A 16,985-nucleotide genomic window follows, 5' to 3' on the forward strand; every position below is an offset into this window, starting at 1 on the left:
TGTCCGGAGGGAGTCTTGCGACCGATCCGGCTTTGTCCGGAGGAAGTCTTACAGCCCACCCGGATCCGTCCGGAGGGTGTCTTGTGACCGACTCGCCCTGCCGGGGGGAGTCTTGCGACCGACTGGCTCTGCCCGGGGCTCGCAACCGTCCCGGCCCCGTCCGGAGGGAGTCTTACGACCGACCGTTTGCGGCCGTCTCGCATCCGAGCAGCCGAAGCGCATGCGCGCAGCGCGAGTCTCGGCTGCTCGGATGCGAGACATACGGGGCCGCAAACCCGCGGCGCCCGCGCCGCCAAATTACTGCGCTCGGACGGTCGCGATGCGGTTGGTGAGCATGGTGACGAACGGGGCGCGGGCGCGGGTCTGCTGTTCGTAGGTCAGCAGGGCGGCGAGGTCGTCGAGGGTCAGCATGCGCAGGCGGGCGCGCAGCTGGGCGAGGGTCATATTCGCGTAGTCGTAGCGGGTGGCGACCTCGGGCTCGGCGATCTCCTCGGGTTCCGGTTCGGCCGCGGCGACGGGTTCCGGTTCGGGCTCGGGCCGGCTGGTTTCCGGCACGGTGATGGTCGTCACGGCGGCGGCGTGGCCGTTGCTCGCGCCGGGCGCTTCGCCGTCGGTGTAGAGGTCGAAACGGCTGGCGGCGAAGCCGGCGGGTTGCTCGGCGGGCAGATCCTCGTCGAAGGTGGCCCATTCGGGTTGTTCGACCGGGGTGTTGCCGAGCCGGTCGAACACGGCGTCACCCTTGAGCGCGAGGCTGGTCACGAACTGCTGGACGTGCATCGTGGTCTGCAGCAGCTGACTGATCGCGGTGATCGGGAAATTCATTGCCGCCGTGGGTAACCGGCGGGTCTCTTCGAGGGCGTATACGGCGGCGCCGGCGGCGACCCGGGCCAGGAACGGAGGTCGGAACATGGTCCTAGCCTGCCCGATCCGCTCGGCTATGCAAAGACTTACTGTCACAGACACATCGTGCCGCTCGTCACGCCCGCTCATCCGGCCGGGTCCCGGTCGGTGTGCGCCAGTAAGCTAGGAGTCATGTCCTCGGCCATACCTTTGAACGTCGGAATCGCCCGCTCGGCGGGTGCCGGATCAACCGATGCCGATGGCGGGAAACGCGTCCTACTCGCGGAGCCGCGCGGCTACTGCGCGGGTGTGGACCGCGCCGTGGAGACGGTGGAGAAGGCGCTGGAGAAGCACGGCGCCCCCATCTATGTGCGCAAGGAGATCGTGCACAACCGGCACGTGGTGGAGACGCTGCGCGATCGCGGAGTGATCTTCGTCGACGAGACCGACGAGGTGCCCGAGGGCCAGGTGGTGGTGTTCTCCGCACATGGCGTCTCGCCGATGGTGCACGAGACGGCCGCGGAGCGGAAGCTGCACACCATCGACGCCACCTGTCCGCTGGTCACCAAGGTGCATCAGGAAGCCAAGCGTTTCGCCCGCGACGATTTCGACATTCTGCTGATCGGGCACGAGGGCCACGAGGAGGTCGAGGGCACTGCCGGTGAGGCCCCCGATCACGTCCAGCTGGTGGACGGCCCGGATGCGGTGGACAAGGTCACCGTGCGTGACGAGTCGAAGGTGATCTGGCTGTCGCAGACCACGCTCAGCGTCGACGAGACCATGGAGACGGTGCAGCGGCTGCGTGAACGTTTCCCCGGATTGCAGGATCCGCCGAGCGACGACATCTGCTACGCGACGCAGAATCGTCAGGTCGCGGTGAAAGCCATGGCGCCCGAATGCGATCTGGTGATCGTGGTCGGCTCGCGCAACTCCTCGAATTCGGTGCGGCTGGTCGAGGTCGCGCTCAATGCCGGTGCGAATGCCGCCTACCTGGTGGATTACGCCAAGGAGGTGGATCCGGCCTGGCTGGCCGATGTCCGCACGATCGGCATCACCTCGGGTGCGTCGGTACCGGAGATTCTGGTGCAGGGCGTGCTGGAGATGCTGGCCGGGCACGGTTTCGGCGAGGTGCAGCCGGTGACGACGGCGAACGAGACCTTGGTCTTCGCGCTGCCGCGCGAGCTGCGCGCTGCCCGCGCCTGAGCTACAGGTTCTCCGGTTTGCGGCGTTCGGGGTTGCCCGGATCCCGTTCCCGGTAGCGCACATTCGGGCGGGGCAGCGGCGGATTGTCGCTGCGCGGGGTGGCCGAGCGGCCGCCCCGGCTCGAGCGTCCCTCCCGGGATCGGCCGGACTTGCCGGTTCGTGGCGGGCTGTCGGCGACCGGTGTGGCGCCGCGCTTGCCCAGCCGCGGCGGCGGGTACTTGTCGGTTTTCTGGTGCAGCAGATCCTCGTCGTCCAGATCGCCGTCGGGTTCTGGTCGGTTGCGCCGCGTCCGGCGCTCGGCGCGATCGCCCGCGGCGGCGCGGCTCGACCGTGACCGCCCGGTCGTGGCGCTGCGGCCCCAGCTCGAACCGCGGCGGGCTTCGGCCGCGTCCTCGGCGGACTGTTCGCGCCGGTACAGGTAGATCCGGAGGCCGCCGATGATCAGCACCAGGGCCGTGGCCAGTAGCATGGTCGGGAAGCGATACACCAGCGGTATCGCCAGATTCAGCAGCAGATCCTTTTTGCCTGCCGAGGAACCGCCGGACAGCTGCTGATACGCCAGCGGCACCGCGAAGAACATCAGCAGCGGCGGCAGCACCATGGTGCCGAACAGGCCGCGGTAGCGAACGACGAGCACCGCGACCACGCAGCCCAGCACATAGAGCGCGGCGAAGGACCCGGTCAGCTCGGTCTGATCGCCGTTGGCATCGATCAGGAATCCGAGGAACGTGCAGGCAACCGCGATCAGGACGGCCGCGCCGACCGGGATCCCCGGCACCGAAGGCAGGATCGACCGTTGCGGCGCGGGCACCCGGGATCGCACACGTTGGGAAGCAGCCACACCATGAACCCTAACCGCCGTCGCGCCGTACGGTGTTATGGCACGACGCGACCGCGGTAGCGAGCTAACCGTCAGCGTCGGCGAAGCCCACGGCCCGGGGCCAGGCCTCCACTCGTGCGATGGCCGGAACCTCCTGCTCGGCGATCTCCATCTCGTGCAGCTTGCGGGCCGTCACCATCACGCGTGATTCGACCGATGCCACCGTGTAGTTGAACGCGTCGACGGCTTTGCCGAGCTGGGCGCCGAGCCGGTCCAGGTGCCTGCCGGTCATGCCGAGCCGGGAGTAGAGCTCCCGGCCCAATTGCTGGATCTTTGCCATATCCCGAGACAGTGCCTCCTGCCGCCAGCTGAACGCCACCGTGCGCAGCAGCGCGATCAGCGTCGTCGGGGTTGCCAGAATGACGTTGCGGCCGAACGCGTATTCCAACAGGCTCGAATCGGTGGTGAGCGCGGCATCGAGGAACGGATCGCCGGGCACGAACAGCACCACGAATTCCGGGGACGGATCGAAGGCCGCCCAGTAGGCCTTGTCGGCCAGTTGATCGACATGGGCGCGCAGGTGTTTGGCGTGCCGGAGCAGGTGCTCGGCGCGCTCGTCCGGATCGTCGACCGCGCTGGCGTCCAGATAGGCGGTGAACGGCACCTTGGCGTCGACCACGATGTGCCGCCCGCCCGCGAGCCGCACCACCAGATCCGGCCGGACCGTACCGGTGCGGTCGGCGCTGCCGTCACCGCGCGCGGCTCGGCTCACCTGGGTGTCGAAATCGCAGTGCCGGGTCATTCCGGCCAGTTCGACCACGCGTTCCAACTGGATCTCACCCCAGCGGCCCCGCACCTGCGGCGCCCGCAGCGCGGCCACCAGCTGGCCGGTCTGGCTGGTGAGCTGATGCGAGGTGCGCTGCATGCCCGCGACCTGTTCGCGCAGGCCGGAATAGGCGTTGATGCGGCTGTGCTCGACCTGCTGTATGTGTTGTTCCAGGGCTCCGACCGCCTCCCGCAGCGGCTCCACCAGCGCGCCGATCGCGTGTGAATGGCGGCGCGCCGCATCCTCGTTCGCGGCGGTCAGGGATTGGCGCAGCAGCCGCTCGTTGTCGGTCGCGGCGGCCAGCCGGGCTTCGGCGGCGGCCGCCCGCTGCCCGGCATGGGCGGTGTGGCCGAGCCAGCCGAGGCCGGCTCCGGCGGTGAATACCAGCAACAGTGCGATCAGCATCGATGCGGTCATGGGAGCAGATAGTGCCGCACGCCACCGACAAGTTCCGGCCCCTGGCAACTTCACAGCGCGGGTGTCGGCAAACCGACTGAACCGCTTCGATGTCAATGACTGTGAACGGATCGGCGTGTCGCAGCAAATGCCCGGATGGGCGCTGATGGCATATGCGTCGCGGTCGTGAGTTTCGGCACGCCCGAACTGCGTGTCGACCGGGAACACGCCGAATCGAAACTCCGGCAAATCCGACATCAGGGCTCCGGCAATTGAATTGTGTCGGTGGGTGCGCCTACGTTTTTCGCCATGCGGCTGCTGCACACCTCGGACTGGCATATCGGGCGCACCTTCCACGGTGTCGATCTGCTTGCCGATCAAGCACGTTCGCTGAATGCCATTGCCGAGTTGGTCGCCGCCGAATCGGTGGACGTCGTGGTCGTGCCGGGGGATGTCTACGACCGCTCCATCCCCAGCGCCGACGCGATCGCGGTCTGCATCCGCGGCTTCGAGGCGATCCGGGCCGCGGGCGCGCAGATCATCGCGACCTCCGGCAATCACGATTCCCCGGCCCGGCTCGGCGCGGGCGCCAGTTTCGCCGCGGCCGGTGGACTCCATCTGCGCACCACCGTCGCCGCGGTCGATCGGCCGATCATGCTCGCCGACGCGCACGGCGACCTCGCCTGCTACGGCATCCCCTATCTCGAACCCGAGATCACCCGCGCCGAACTCGGAGTGCCGCAGGCGCGTTCGCACGCCGAGATCCTGGACGCCGCCATGGGCCGGATCCGGGCCGATATCGCCGAGCGCGGCGGTATCCGCACGGTGGTGCTCGCGCATGCCTTCGTCGTCGGCGGAGAGGCCACCGGGTCGGAGCGGTCCATCTCGGTCGGCGGAGTGGAGACCGTGCCGATGTCCGCCTTCGACGGCATCGACTACGTGGCGCTCGGGCACCTGCACTCGCCGCAGACGCTGTCGGAGTCGGTCCGGTATTCCGGCTCGCCGCTGCCCTACTCGTTCGCGGAGAACTCGCACCGCAAGGCGGTGTGGCTCGTCGACCTGGACGACGCGGGGCTGTGCGCGGTACAGCGCCGCGATCTACCCGTGGTGCGCGGGCTCAGCCGGCTCACCGGCACCCTGGACGAATTACTGTCCGACGCCACGTATTCCGATGCGGTCGAGCACTACGTGTCGGCCACGCTGACCGATCACGCCCGCCCGGTGGACGCGCTGCGCACATTGCGTACACGTTTTCCGCACGCCGTGCACGTGGAATGGTCACGGCCGGAAGGTAATCCGGAGCTGCGCTACCGTGAGCGGGTGCACGGCCGCCGCGATACCGATGTAGCGCACAGCTTCCTGACCGATGTCCGCGGTGCGCCGTCGGACGGCGAGATGACCTGGTTGGAGCGAGCGCTGGCGGCCGCGGTGGCCGAACCGGAGCGGGCGGCGCAGCCGACCCTGCTCGGGGAACTGTCCGCATGAGGCTGCACCGGCTGGAGATGACAGCCTTCGGCCCGTTCGCCGCGGCCACCGTGGTGGATTTCGACGCGCTGGGTGCGGACGGCCTGTTCCTGCTGCACGGGCAGACCGGCGCGGGTAAGACCACCGTGCTGGACGCGATCGCGTTCGCGCTGTACGGGCGGGTGCCCGGCGCGCGCGGGGAGAGCAAACGCCTGCATTCCGATCACGCGCCGGACCAGACCCCGCCGCACGTGGTGCTCGAGGCCACGCTCGGCGGTCGGCGGGTGCGGCTCACCCGAACCCCCGAATTCGAGCGGCCCAAGCTGCGCGGTACCGGTATGCGGACCGAACCGGCCAAGGCCACACTGGCCTGGTTGGACGGGCAGGGCGAGAACCTCTCCCGGATCGTCGATATCGGTGACGAGATCGTTCGGTTGCTCGGCATGAGCGCGGATCAGTTCTTCCAGGTGGTGCTGCTGCCGCAGGGCGACTTCGCGCGATTCCTGCGCGCCGACAACGAAGATCGCGAGAAGCTGCTCGAAAAGCTCTTCGACACAGAACGTTTCGGCTCCGCCGAGCACTGGCTCCTGGATAAGCGGCGCGCCTCGGCCGCCGATCTGGACCAGCGCCGCGAAGGGATCGAGCGGTTGATCGCCCAGATTCGCGGTGCGGCGGGATTGAGCGTCACCGAGTCGGTCGGCCTGCTGGAATCGGTGGGCTGGTCGCAGGATCTGCTCGCCACCGCCCGCGCCGACCTGGCCGCCGCGACCGGGGCAACCGAACGCTGTCGTCAGGAATCGACACGGGTCGGCAAACTCGCGGAAGAACAGCGGCGGCTGCACGAGCTGCGCCGCCGCATGACCGCCGCGCGCCGTCAACTCGACGACTACCGGGCACAGGCGCAACAGCGCGCGACCTCCCAGGCCGAACTGGAGGCCGCACGCCGCGCCCAACCGGTCGCCGACGCGATCGCCGAGGCCCGCGAGGCGGTCATGGCCGGCCGCCGCTGTGACACCGAATTGCGTTCCGCGGCCACCGCATTCGTGTCCGCCCTGACCGAACCCGCCGCCGCCGAGGTCGGCGCGGCCGACCTACTCGCCGACACCGAGATACGTCCCGACGCGGATATCGATGCGGCGGTGCGGCGGTGGAGCGGTCAGCTCGGTGCGCTCGAGGAGATCGACGCCGACGCCGCTGTCGCCGGGGAGCTGAACGCCGAAACGGCGGGGTTGCGTGCCGAAGACGCGAAACTCGTCGACCGGATCGGCGCGCTCATCCGGCGGCGGGACGAACTGCCCGCGGCGATCGCCGGTCTGGAGCAGCGGGTGCGGGAAGCCACCGAGGCGGTGGCGCTGTTGCCCGCGCTCACCGCCGACTGCGAGCGGCTCCAATCCGCGGCTACGGCCGCCGTCGAATTGGCCGGGCGGCGCCAGCATCTGGATCGCGCTCGGATCGAGTTCGAAACGGCCCGGGCCGCGCACAATGATGCCAGGGAGCGTGTGCTGGAGTTGCGGGAGCGGCGGTTGCTCGGCATGGCCGCCGAACTGGCGGGACAGTTGAGCGAGGGGCTGCCGTGCACCGTGTGCGGTTCGGCCGAGCACCCCGAACCCGCTCAGCCGACCTCGGACGCGGTCTCCAAGGAGGCCGAGGAGGCAGCCGCCGCGACGGCCCGCACCGCCGAGGAGGCGCGTGATCGTGTCCTGGCGCGAATCACCGAGCTGGAACGTGCGATCGAGGGCCTGATCGCCCGGGGCGGCGACACCGACCGCGTCGAACTCGCCGCGGCGCTGCGCTCGGCCACCGCCCGCTACGAGGACGCCGCCGAATCCGCGACGCTCGCCGACCGGTCCACTGCCGAATTGACCCAGGTCCGGGCGGAGGAATCCAGCCTGCACGACCAGCTCCGGGCCGCCGAAACCCGCCGCGGCGCCATCACCAGCCACATCGCCACCGCCACCGCGCGACTTACCGAACTCACCGCCCGCCTGCGCGCCGCCGCCGGCTCCGACGAAACCATCGATCGCCGCCGCACCCGCATCGACACCCTCATCACGCTCGCTACCGCCTTCCGCGAAGCCCGCACCCACGCCGCCACCGCCCGCCAAGCCGTCACCACCATCGCCACCCGTGTCGAATCCCTCGCCCACGCCGCGGGTTTCACCCTCGACCCGGACGGCGCCGCGGCGCTGGGGACGACTGCTGGTGCGCCTCGAGATGATGTCGCGCTGCTGACCGCGTACGCCACGGTGGTGAAGGCGGCGTCGCGAACTGTGCAGTGGCAGAACGAGATCGATGCCGAGTTGGTGGCGGCCGATCGGGTGCGGGCGCATGCGGAGGCGGTACTGGCCGAACCCGAGGTACAGGGGGCCGCGGTGGCGGAGATCCGCGACCTGGGGGAGGTGGAGTCGGCGGTGGCGCAGGCGCAGCGTGAGTCGAATGCGGCGGCGGCGGCGCACGCGGAGGCCGGGCGGCGGGTGCAGTCGCTCGAGGAGCTGGGTGCTCAGTTGTGGACGGAGGTCGATCGGATCGCGCCCCGGCAGCAGGCGCACGAGGAGCTGGCGCGGCTGGCCGAGGTGGTCGCGGGGCGCGGGGAGAACAATCGGCGGATGTCGCTGCGCTCCTATGTGCTCGCGGCCCGGTTGGAGGAGGTGGCGCTGGCCGGTTCGGTGCGGCTGCGTCGCATGTCCGGTGGGCGTTACGAATTCGTGCACACCGACAAGGCGGGCCCGCGTGGTCGGCGCGGCGGTCTCGGACTCGATATCCGCGACGACTACACGGGTGCGATCCGCCCTGCGAAAACCCTCTCGGGTGGCGAAACCTTCATGGCGTCACTGTCTTTGGCGCTCGGCCTGGCCGACACGGTGGCCGCCGAATCCGGCGGAATCGTCCTGGACACCCTGTTCATCGACGAGGGTTTCGGCGGCCTGGATGCCGACACCCTGGACGCCGTGATGGGCGTCCTCGACGAACTCCGCTCCAACGGCCGCGTCGTCGGCGTGGTCAGCCACGTCGACGAAATGCGTCAGCGCATCCCCAGCCGCCTCCACGTGCGACGCACTCCCACCGGCTCCCACCTGCAAACCGTCGTTGCCTGACCTGGCGACCCGAGCGCTAGGTGAATGCTGAGCCGGGCCCGCAGGGTTCAGGCTTCGTGGTCGAGCAGCCAGCGCTTGGCCTCCAGTCCCCAGCGGAAGCCGCCGAGCGCGCCGCCGATGCGCAGGACGCGGTGGCAGGGGACGAAGAGGGCGGCGGCGTTACGGGCGCAGGCGTTGGCAGCGGCCCGGGTGGCGGCGGGGCGGCCCGAGAGGGCGGCGTATTCGGTGTAGGTAACCGGCTCGCCCGCAGGGATCTTGCGGAGGACCTCCCAGGCGTGGGTGAGGAATTCGCCGGAGCGCTGGCGGACCGGGATCGCGTCGATGGCGGTGAGATCGCCTGCGTGGTAAGCGATTACGGCCTCGCTCACCGCGCCGAGCGAATCGCGTTCGCGCACGGCCACCGGTCGCAGACCGGTGTGGATGAGCAGGCGCAGTCCCTCGGCGTCGGCGGTCCAGCCGGAGGCGAGGACGGCGCCGTCGGCATCGGCGATGGCGGTGAAGGGGCCGATGGGGGTGTCGACGGTGGTGAAGTCGGCGGTGGTCATGCGAGTCATCCGTTCTGCTTGGGGGAGCGCGGGGTTCGCTCGGCGAGCGCCGCTTTCCACAGGTGCATGCTGAGGTAGGAACGCCACGGGCCGTAGCCCGCGGTGTCGGTGAGGTCGAGGCCGAGCAGCGTCGCCCCCTGCCGCACCACCAGGTCGGTGTCGAGCAGGATGTCGGGGTCGGCGAGCAGGCGCATGGTCACGTAGTCGGCGGTCCAGGGGCCGACGCCGTCGAGGGTCAAGAGGTCGCGGCGCAGTTCGGCGGCGGTACGGCCCTGGTGTAGCTCCAGTTCTCCCGAGGTCAGTGCGGCGGCCGCGCCGACAATGGCCCGGATTCGTCTGGCGGGGCCGGTCAATACCTCGGCGCCGTGTTCGGCGATCACCGTCGGGGTGGGGAACAGCCGCGCGGGGGAGTGTGCGGACGGCAGCGGCCCGGCGATCGGCTCGCCGAGCGTCTCCACCAGCCGCGCGGTGTGCGTGGCCGCCGCCGACACCGAGATCTGCTGCCCGATCATGGTGCGCAGCAACAGTTCCGGTCCGTCCAGGCAACCGGGCACCCGGATACCGGGTGTGAACGTCGGCCGACGCGGCTCCCGCTCCCCACCGTCACCCGCCCGCACCCCGAGCACCTCGTCGATCCCGATCGGATCGGCGTCCAGGTCCAGCAGGTGCCGTAGTCGCCCCACGGTGGGGGCGAGATCGCGCATGTCGTGCAGCGCCAATTCGGCTCGTACATGGTCGCTCTGGATGCTGAGCCGCGCGATGGCGTGCCCGTGCGGTGTACGCAGGGCACGGGTGTAGACCCGGTCTTCCCACAGCTCCATACCGGGCGTCACGTGCGCCGCGAGGAACCATTCCAGCCAGGCCCGATCGAGCGGCTCCCGGAAGGGGAGCCGCAGGGTGAGCGCGCCGTTGGTGGTGGGCGCCGCGTCCCGCCGGGCTCGCTGGCGCGCCTCGGTGCGCATGACGGTCGGGCTGACCGCGAACACCTCGCGGACCGTGTCGTTGAACTGCCGGATACTGGCGAATCCGGCCGCGAACGCGATGTCCGACATCGGCATCTCGGTGGTCTGGATCAGCAGCCGCGCCGTGTGCGCGCGATGGGCTCGGGCCAGTGCCAGCGGCCCGGCGCCGAGTTCGGTGGTCAGCACCCGGGTCAGCTGTCGCTGCGAGTAGCCCAGGGTGGCCGCCAGCGCGGGTACGCCGCCACGCTCGATCACGCCGTCGCCGATCAGCCGCATGGCGCGCGCGGCCAGGTCGGCTCGTGTGTTCCAGAGCGGTGATCCGGGCGCGGCGTCGGGCAGGCAGCGACGGCAGGCCCGATACCCGGCCTGCTGGGCGGCCGCCGCGGTGGGCAGGAAGCTGACGTTGGCGGGTTTGGGGGTGATCGCCGGGCACGATGGCCGGCAGTAGATGCCGGTGGTGCGCACCGCCGTGAAGAACTGCCCGTCGAAGCGGGAGTCCCGGGTCGAGACCGCTCGATAGCACCGTTCGAAATCCAACGCCGTGATCGTCACGCATTCCACAATGTCAGCTCTCCGCGGCCCGTGCTAGCGGAAATCAGACACGGCGGCGCGAGGGCCTCGGGCACCGAATACACCTGCGCCCCGATCACCTACACGGTGACCGGGGCGCTGTGGTGTGCTTCAGCAGCAGCGGTTCTGCGGCTTCTTCTCGGCTTCGTCGTACCGATCGCGCCAGTACTGCCGCTCGGTCGGGACGGGACAGCCGGGGTGTTCGCGTCGCAGATGCGCGACGTAGCGCTGGTAGTCCTGCCCGCCGATGATCGCGTTGTACCACCGCAGCAGGCTGCGCAGCCCGTTCAGCAGACGCCGTCCGGGGCTGGCAGCCGGCGGGGTGGGTGAGTGCAGCGCGGCCGGTCCGGTGGACCGACCGCCCTGCGGCACAGCGGGTTTCGTCACTTGCTCAGACTGACGTCCGGGCTCTCGGCTCCGTGCGCGGAACCGCGCGGGGCAATCTTTCCCGCGGCGACCAGCTCGTCCCACTGCTTCTGCACTTCCTTCTCCTCGGCCGTCGGGAAGAACCCGGTCGGCTCGAAGATCTTGGACGGCACGTCCGGCGTCTCGGTGGTTTCCGAGCCGCCCTTGCGCCAGGCCCGGTAGCAGACCAGCACGCCGACGACGGCGACGATCAGCACCATGGCCGCGAACACGATGGACAGCGTGCCCTGGATGAAGGTGTTGCGGACGACGATGTCGACCTGCTCCGGGGTCTTGGCCGTCAAGCACAGCTTCCCGGCGGCCTGGGCCTGCTCACAGAGGCTGTTCTGCTTCCAGTAGCCGACCTTCGGGTCGGCGGAGAAGATCTTCTGCCAGGACGCGGTCATCGTGACGAGCAGATCCCAGACCAGCGGAATGCCTGGAATCCAGGCCCATTTCGCGTAGCCCTTCTTCACGATGATGGTCATCACGACGGTCAGCGCGATCGCCGCCAGCAGCTGGTTGGCGATGCCGAACAGTGGGTACAGCGCGTTGATGCCGCCGAGCGGATCGTTGACGCCCATCAGCAGAATGGAACCCCAGCCGATCACCACGAGCAGCGAGCACACCCAGGCGCCGACCCGCCACGACGGATCCTTGAACTTGCGCAGCGGGCCGCTGAAGTTACCGAGCGCGTCGGACACCATGAAGCGCGCGACACGGGTGCCCGCGTCGATCGTGGTGAGGATGAACAGCGCCTCGAACATGATCGCGAAGTGGTACCAGAACGACTTCATGCCGGAGCCGCCGAGGAACTTGCTGAACACCTCGGAGATGCCGACGGCCAGCGTGGGCGCGCCACCGGTGCGCGAGACGATCGACTTCTCGCCGAGTTCCGAGGCGGCGTTGCTGAAGGTCTCGGGGGTGGCGGGCGGACCGGACAGACCGAGCGAATTGGTGTAGGCCGCGGCCTTTTCCGGCGTGCCGCCGGTGAGACCGGCCGCCGCGTTCATACCGAAGTACAGGTGCTGGTCGATGATCGTGGCCGTGATGATCGCCATGACCGCGACGAACGACTCCATCAGCATGCCGCCGTAGCCGATCATCCGCGCATGCGATTCCTTGGCCAGCAGCTTCGGCGTGGTGCCCGAGGACACCAGAGCGTGGAAACCGGACAGCGCGCCGCAGGCGATGGTGATGAACAGGAACGGGAACAGGCTGCCTGCGAAGGCCGGACCGGTCTTGTCGAAGGCGAACTCCGACACCGCGGGGGCCTTCAGCACCGGCATGGTGATCAGGATGCCGATGGCCAGCAGGCCGATGGTGCCGATCTTCATGAAGGTCGACAGGTAGTCGCGCGGGGCGAGCAGCAGCCACACCGGCAGCACCGAGGCGAAGAAGCCGTAGGCGATCAGCAGCCAGGCGATGGTGACCTTGGACAGGGTGAACCAGTCCTCGCCCCAGGCGGTTTCGGAGACCCAGCCGCCGGAGACGATGGCCAGCAGCAGCAGCACGATGCCGATCGCGGAGACCTCGCCGACCGCGCCCGGCCGCAGGAACCGCAGGTAGACGCCCATGAACAGCGCGATCGGGATGGTCATGCCGATGGAGAAGACGCCCCACGGGCTCTCGGCCAAGGCGTTCACGACGACCAGGGCCAGCACCGCCAGCAGGATCATCATGATCACGAGGATGCCGACGATGGCGGCCACGCCGCCGATCGCGCCGAGTTCGTCGCGGGCCATCTGCCCGAGGCTGCGCCCGCGCCGCTTGGTGGAGGCCCACAGCACCAGGTAGTCCTGCACCGCGCCCGCGAAGACCACGCCGACGACGATCCAGATGGTGCCCGGCAGATAGCCCATCTGCGCGGCGAGCACGGGACCGACCAGCGGTCCGGCGCCGGCGATGGCGGCGAAGTGGTGGCCGTAGAGGACCCGCCGGTCCATCGGCATGTAGTCCTTGCCGTTCTCCAGGATCTCGGCAGGGGTAGCCAGGTCGTCGCGGGGCTTGGTGATCTTCCACTCGATGAACTTGGCGTAGAAGCGGTACGCGGTGACGTAGGTACACACCGCCGCGACGACGATCCACACCGAATTGACCGACTCACCGCGTGCGACGGCGATATACGCCCAGGCACCGGCGCCGAGTAGCGCGATCGCGGCGAAGATCGCCTTCATCTTCGCTGTGATCGGCCGCTTGTCGACTACGCCGACCGGGGGTAGATCTGGGTCTGTCCGCAGATATTCGATTGTCGCCATCGAGCCCTCATCTCCTGAAAAAGCGCAGGATCCAGCAGAAACCAGAAAAAACCGTAACCGATCGAGCACCCGCGCCGAGTGGAATTGCGCCGTCGGCCGCTCGTGTCCGGTTTCGGTCGAGTGTGTCCGCCGTCACCTGCGTTCTAGCCGTGCGTATGCTGCCACGCCGCCTCACCTCACGCCAGCGGCTTCGGAGAGGCTTAAGCAGCTCTGAACATTCGGATCGGATGAACGGTCGATCTGATGCGACGAGCGGTCGCCGTCCCGCGCCCGGCGGTCGCCGCGTCTTTTGCCGTAAGTATGCTGCTGCCCGTCAATGACAGTCCACTTCGACGCTCGAAGAACGGTAGATCCTGACGATGACGCTCGCCTCGTGACCGCGCTGCGGCGGCGAACGCTGCTCGGGGCCGCCCTGGCCGCGCCGTGGGCGGTGGGCGGGTGTGGCGCCGACGACGACGCGCTGACCTTCTTCTTCCAGGCCCGGCCGGAGGAGGCCCGGGTGCGGCTGCGGATCATCGAGGAGTTCCGCGCGCGGCACCCCGAGATCAAGGTCCGCACCATTATGTCCGGCCCGGATCCGCTCCAGCAGATGCTCACCTACTGCGCGGGCGGCAAATGCCCGGACGTGATGATGGCCTGGGAGTTGCTGTACGCCGGGCTGGCCGACCGGGGCGTCCTGCTGGACCTGCGGACCCTGCTCGATCGCGAACCCGGCTATGCCGCCCAGCTGCGCCGGGACAGCTTCCCGACGCTGTACGACACCTTCAGCTACGGCGGTGGTCAATATGCCCTGCCGGAGCAGTGGTCCGGCGTGTTCCTCTATTACAACCGGCGGCTGTGTGCCGAGGCGGGGATCGTGCCGCCCGCGCGCTGGGGCGATGCCTGGAGCTTCGACGAATTCCTTTCCGCAACAAAGGAACTCACGCGACGAACCGGTGACCGCACTCGGCAATGGGGTTTCGCCGATGCCTGGGTGCCGTACTTCTCGGCCGCCTGCTTCGGGATGAACAACGGCGCCGAGTGGTTCACTCCCGCCGTGAACCCGACCCGGACGAATCTCGGTGATCCGCGGTTCGCGGCCGGATTCCAGTTCTACGCGGATCTGGCGGTTCGACACCGCGTTGCACCGAAAGTTGCTGACCAGCAGTCAGTTTCGGCACCGGATCTGTTCCGCCGGGGCCGGGCCGCCCTGGCGCTGGGCGGGCACTGGCTGTATTCGGAGTTCGCCGGGCACGACGATCTCGATATCGATCTGACGGTGCTGCCGCGCGGGCCGGCGGGTGGGCCGGGCGCGATCACCGATGTCGGGTGCACCGGACTCTCGATCGCCGCCGACAGTCCGCGGATCGACCAGGCCTGGGAGTTCGTGAAATTCGCGACGGGGCCGGTCGGGCAGGCGATCGTCGCCGCCTCCGGGCTGTTCGTCCCGGTACTGGAATCGGTGATGGTCGCACCCGGATTCGCCGCCGCGCACCGGGCGATCGGCAACCTCGAGGTGATGACCGGCGGGCCCGCGGCCTCCCGTCCGCTGCCGGTGACACCGACCTGGGGGAAGGTGTCGGCGCTGCTGGAACGCAGCGGCAATCGGGTGCTGCGCGGCGCGGCCACCGCCGAATCACTGGGCGGCACTGTCACTTCCGATATCGACGCGCTTCTGGAGTCGCATGCTTGAACTGAGGCGGCAGGATCCGGCGGCCGGCGCGAAGTCGTCCGCCGAACAGTGGGCGCCCGGCCGCATCGAGCACCGGCCCGCGCACACCGGACGCCCTGCCGAATCCCGAGCTCGCGCGACGCGTGATCGCCTGGCGCAGCGGCGCGAGCGGGCCGGATGGGTGTTCATCGCGCCGAATCTCGCCGCGGTGCTGGTCTTTCTGGTGTTCCCGCTCGGGTTCTCGCTGTATCTGAGCTTTCATTCCTGGGATCTGTTCGGTCCGCCACGCTTCGTCGGCGTCGCGAACTACCGGCGTCTGTTCGGTTCGGATCCGCTGTTCTTGATCGCCCTGCGCAATACGGCGCTGTTCACCGTGCTGACCCTGGTACCGACCGTCGCGATCGGCCTGGCGGTGGCGGCGGTGTTGAATCGAAAACTGCGGGGGATAGCCCTGTTTCGCACTATCGCGTTCCTGCCGCTGGTCGCCTCCACGGTCGCCATGGCGGTGGTGTGGCGGTTCATGTTCACCACCGATGACGGTCTGCTGAACCTGCTGCTCGGCGGGATCGGCGTCGATCCGGTGCCGTGGCTGACCGATCCGAACTGGGCGCTGGTGGCGCTGAGCATCGTGACCGTCTGGAAGAGCGTCCCTTTCGCGACGGTCATTCTGCTGGCCGCGTTGCAAGGAGTGCCGGAGCAGCTGTACGAGGCGGCCGAGATCGACGGTGCGGGTGCGCTGCGCCGCTTCCGGTCGGTGACGGTGCCGCTGATCCGGGGGCCGCTGTCGTTCGTCTTCGTCATCACGGTGATCAACTCGGTGCAGGCCTTCGATCAGGCGTACGCCCTGACCGGCAGCGGCGGCGGACCGGAGACCGGCACCTACCTGCTCGGAATCATGTTGTTCCAGCACGCCTTCGGGTTCTACGAGGTGGGATACGCGGCGGCGCTGGCCTGGGTGATCTTCGCGATCCTGCTGATCGCGACCCTGCTGCAGCTGCGCTTCGCGCGCCGTTCGGAGGTCGAGCTGTGAACGCCAGGATCCTGCGGCGGCTGTGCGGCGGTGTGCTCGCCTACCTCGCGCTCACCGCGATCGCCTGGTGCGCTTTGCTGCCGATCCTGTGGGCGCTGTCCGGTTCGCTGAAACGTGACGGTGAGATCGCCGACGCCGCACTGCTGCCCGAGCGCCCGCGGTGGGCCAACTACGGCGAGGTCTTCGAGTTGCTGCCGCTGGGCCGAATGCTGCTCAACACCACGGTGTACGCGCTGTGCGTAACCGCCGGGCAGGTGTTCTTCTGCTCGCTGGCCGGATACGCGTTCGCGCGCTTGCGTTTCCGGGGCCGGGAGGTGCTGTTCGTGGCCTACCTCGCCACACTCATGGTGCCGCTGACCGTCACGGTGATACCGCAGTTCCTGCTCATGCGTGCGCTGGGCTGGGTGGACACCCCGTGGTCGATGATCGTCCCCGGCTTGTTCGGCAGCGCCTTCGGCACGTATCTCATGCGCCAGTTCTTCCGCACGCTCCCAGCGGAATTGGAGGAAGCCGCCATCCTCGACGGATGCAGTACCTGGCAGGTGTACTGGCGGGTCCTGCTGCCGCACACCCGCCCCGCCCTGATGGTGCTGGCGGTGCTGACCTGGATCACGGTCTGGAACGATTTCCTCTGGCCGCTGATCATGATCCAGCGCAACGAGATCGCCACCGCCACCCTCGGGCTGGTACGCCTGCAGGGGCAGTACCACACCCAGTGGCCCCTGCTCATGGCCACCGCAATCGTCATCATGCTGCCGCTGCTCGTGCTCTACGCGATCGCGCAGCGCGCGTTCGTCCGCGGCATCGCGATGTCCGGGATGGGCGGTCGCTGAGCCCCTGGAACTCAGGGCGAATACCGAGTTGGCAGAGCATGCCCCGATAGGTGACGATGGCTGTCGATGCCGGCCCGGCGGGTCGAG

The 16,985-nt window shown here is 68.9% G+C and carries 13 protein-coding genes; 6 read left to right on the top strand and 7 right to left on the bottom strand.

Annotated features, from left to right (window positions below):
- Nucleotides 1-297: 297 nt before the first annotated feature.
- Nucleotides 298-909 (bottom strand): lipid droplet-associated protein, encoded by a 612-nt coding sequence (locus ACFVMC_RS09025; RefSeq protein ID WP_379208377.1) that lies wholly within the window; start codon nt 907-909, stop codon nt 298-300.
- Between the two features lie 123 nt (nt 910-1,032).
- On the opposite strand from ACFVMC_RS09025, the gene ACFVMC_RS09030 reads away from it, so the two are divergent.
- The gene (locus ACFVMC_RS09030) at nt 1,033-2,043 is read left to right on the top strand and encodes a 4-hydroxy-3-methylbut-2-enyl diphosphate reductase (protein ID WP_379208379.1); all 1,011 of its coding nucleotides are present in this window, start codon (nt 1,033-1,035) and stop codon (nt 2,041-2,043) included.
- Nucleotide 2,044: 1 nt separating this feature from the next.
- Here ACFVMC_RS09030 and ACFVMC_RS09035 read toward each other — a convergent pair whose 3' ends face one another.
- Nucleotides 2,045-2,884, bottom strand: coding sequence for a DUF6542 domain-containing protein (locus ACFVMC_RS09035; RefSeq protein ID WP_379208381.1), 840 nt, complete (start codon nt 2,882-2,884; stop codon nt 2,045-2,047).
- Nucleotides 2,885-2,948: 64 nt separating this feature from the next.
- Nucleotides 2,949-4,106 (bottom strand): DNA recombination protein RmuC, encoded by a 1,158-nt coding sequence (locus tag ACFVMC_RS09040; RefSeq protein ID WP_379208382.1) that lies wholly within the window; start codon nt 4,104-4,106, stop codon nt 2,949-2,951.
- Between the two features lie 288 nt (nt 4,107-4,394).
- Here ACFVMC_RS09040 and ACFVMC_RS09045 point away from each other — a divergent pair, with 288 nt between their 5' ends.
- Entirely contained in the window at nt 4,395-5,570 is a 1,176-nt protein-coding gene (locus ACFVMC_RS09045) for an exonuclease SbcCD subunit D (protein WP_379208384.1), read from the top strand.
- Nucleotides 5,567-8,644 (top strand): AAA family ATPase, encoded by a 3,078-nt coding sequence (locus ACFVMC_RS09050; protein ID WP_379208386.1) that lies wholly within the window; start codon nt 5,567-5,569, stop codon nt 8,642-8,644. The genes ACFVMC_RS09045 and ACFVMC_RS09050 overlap by 4 nt, the downstream gene beginning before the upstream one ends.
- Before the next feature lie 47 nt (nt 8,645-8,691).
- Here ACFVMC_RS09050 and ACFVMC_RS09055 read toward each other — a convergent pair whose 3' ends face one another.
- From ACFVMC_RS09055 to ACFVMC_RS09070, 4 genes are all read right to left on the bottom strand, one after another.
- Nucleotides 8,692-9,198 carry a methylated-DNA--[protein]-cysteine S-methyltransferase gene (locus ACFVMC_RS09055; RefSeq protein WP_379208387.1) on the bottom strand — a complete coding sequence of 169 codons (507 nt, stop codon included), beginning with the start codon at nt 9,196-9,198 and terminating at the stop codon, nt 8,692-8,694.
- Nucleotides 9,195-10,712 (bottom strand): Ada metal-binding domain-containing protein, encoded by a 1,518-nt coding sequence (locus ACFVMC_RS09060; protein ID WP_379208389.1) that lies wholly within the window; start codon nt 10,710-10,712, stop codon nt 9,195-9,197. Before ACFVMC_RS09060 ends, ACFVMC_RS09055 begins: the two co-directional genes overlap by 4 nt.
- A gap of 120 nt (nt 10,713-10,832) precedes the next feature.
- Nucleotides 10,833-11,012 (bottom strand): YbdD/YjiX family protein, encoded by a 180-nt coding sequence (locus tag ACFVMC_RS09065; protein ID WP_379209472.1) that lies wholly within the window; start codon nt 11,010-11,012, stop codon nt 10,833-10,835.
- Between the two features lie 92 nt (nt 11,013-11,104).
- Nucleotides 11,105-13,384, bottom strand: coding sequence for a carbon starvation CstA family protein (locus ACFVMC_RS09070; RefSeq protein WP_379208391.1), 2,280 nt, complete (start codon nt 13,382-13,384; stop codon nt 11,105-11,107).
- Nucleotides 13,385-13,766: 382 nt separating this feature from the next.
- On the opposite strand from ACFVMC_RS09070, the gene ACFVMC_RS09075 reads away from it, so the two are divergent.
- The 3 genes from ACFVMC_RS09075 to ACFVMC_RS09085 all read left to right on the top strand — a co-directional run bounded on the left by ACFVMC_RS09075 (nt 13,767) and on the right by ACFVMC_RS09085 (nt 16,898).
- A complete protein-coding gene (locus ACFVMC_RS09075; RefSeq protein WP_379209473.1) occupies nt 13,767-15,056 on the top strand; it encodes an ABC transporter substrate-binding protein in 1,290 nt (429 codons plus the stop codon).
- Between the two features lie 130 nt (nt 15,057-15,186).
- Nucleotides 15,187-16,065, top strand: a complete 879-nt coding sequence (locus ACFVMC_RS09080; protein ID WP_379209474.1) for a carbohydrate ABC transporter permease — start codon at nt 15,187-15,189, stop codon at nt 16,063-16,065.
- Nucleotides 16,062-16,898, top strand: coding sequence for a carbohydrate ABC transporter permease (locus ACFVMC_RS09085; RefSeq protein ID WP_379208393.1), 837 nt, complete (start codon nt 16,062-16,064; stop codon nt 16,896-16,898). The genes ACFVMC_RS09080 and ACFVMC_RS09085 overlap by 4 nt, the downstream gene beginning before the upstream one ends.
- Nucleotides 16,899-16,985 lie beyond the last annotated feature (87 nt).

Origin of the sequence: Nocardia sp. NPDC127579, assembly GCF_042672005.1 — a bacterium.
Taxonomy (GTDB): Bacteria; Actinomycetota; Actinomycetes; order Mycobacteriales; family Mycobacteriaceae; genus Nocardia.

Bases quoted from the DNA above. Each gene is read 5' to 3' on its own strand.
- ACFVMC_RS09050 (WP_379208386.1), top strand. From the start codon at position 5,567: ATGAGGCTGCACCGGCTGGAGATGACAGCCTTCGGCCCGTTCGCCGCG.
- ACFVMC_RS09045 (WP_379208384.1), top strand. From the start codon at position 4,395: ATGCGGCTGCTGCACACCTCGGACTGGCATATCGGGCGCACCTTCCAC.
- ACFVMC_RS09030 (WP_379208379.1), top strand. From the start codon at position 1,033: ATGTCCTCGGCCATACCTTTGAACGTCGGAATCGCCCGCTCGGCGGGT.
- ACFVMC_RS09025 (WP_379208377.1), bottom strand. From the start codon at position 909: ATGTTCCGACCTCCGTTCCTGGCCCGGGTCGCCGCCGGCGCCGCCGTA.
- ACFVMC_RS09040 (WP_379208382.1), bottom strand. From the start codon at position 4,106: ATGACCGCATCGATGCTGATCGCACTGTTGCTGGTATTCACCGCCGGA.
- ACFVMC_RS09070 (WP_379208391.1), bottom strand. From the start codon at position 13,384: ATGGCGACAATCGAATATCTGCGGACAGACCCAGATCTACCCCCGGTC.
- ACFVMC_RS09055 (WP_379208387.1), bottom strand. From the start codon at position 9,198: ATGACTCGCATGACCACCGCCGACTTCACCACCGTCGACACCCCCATC.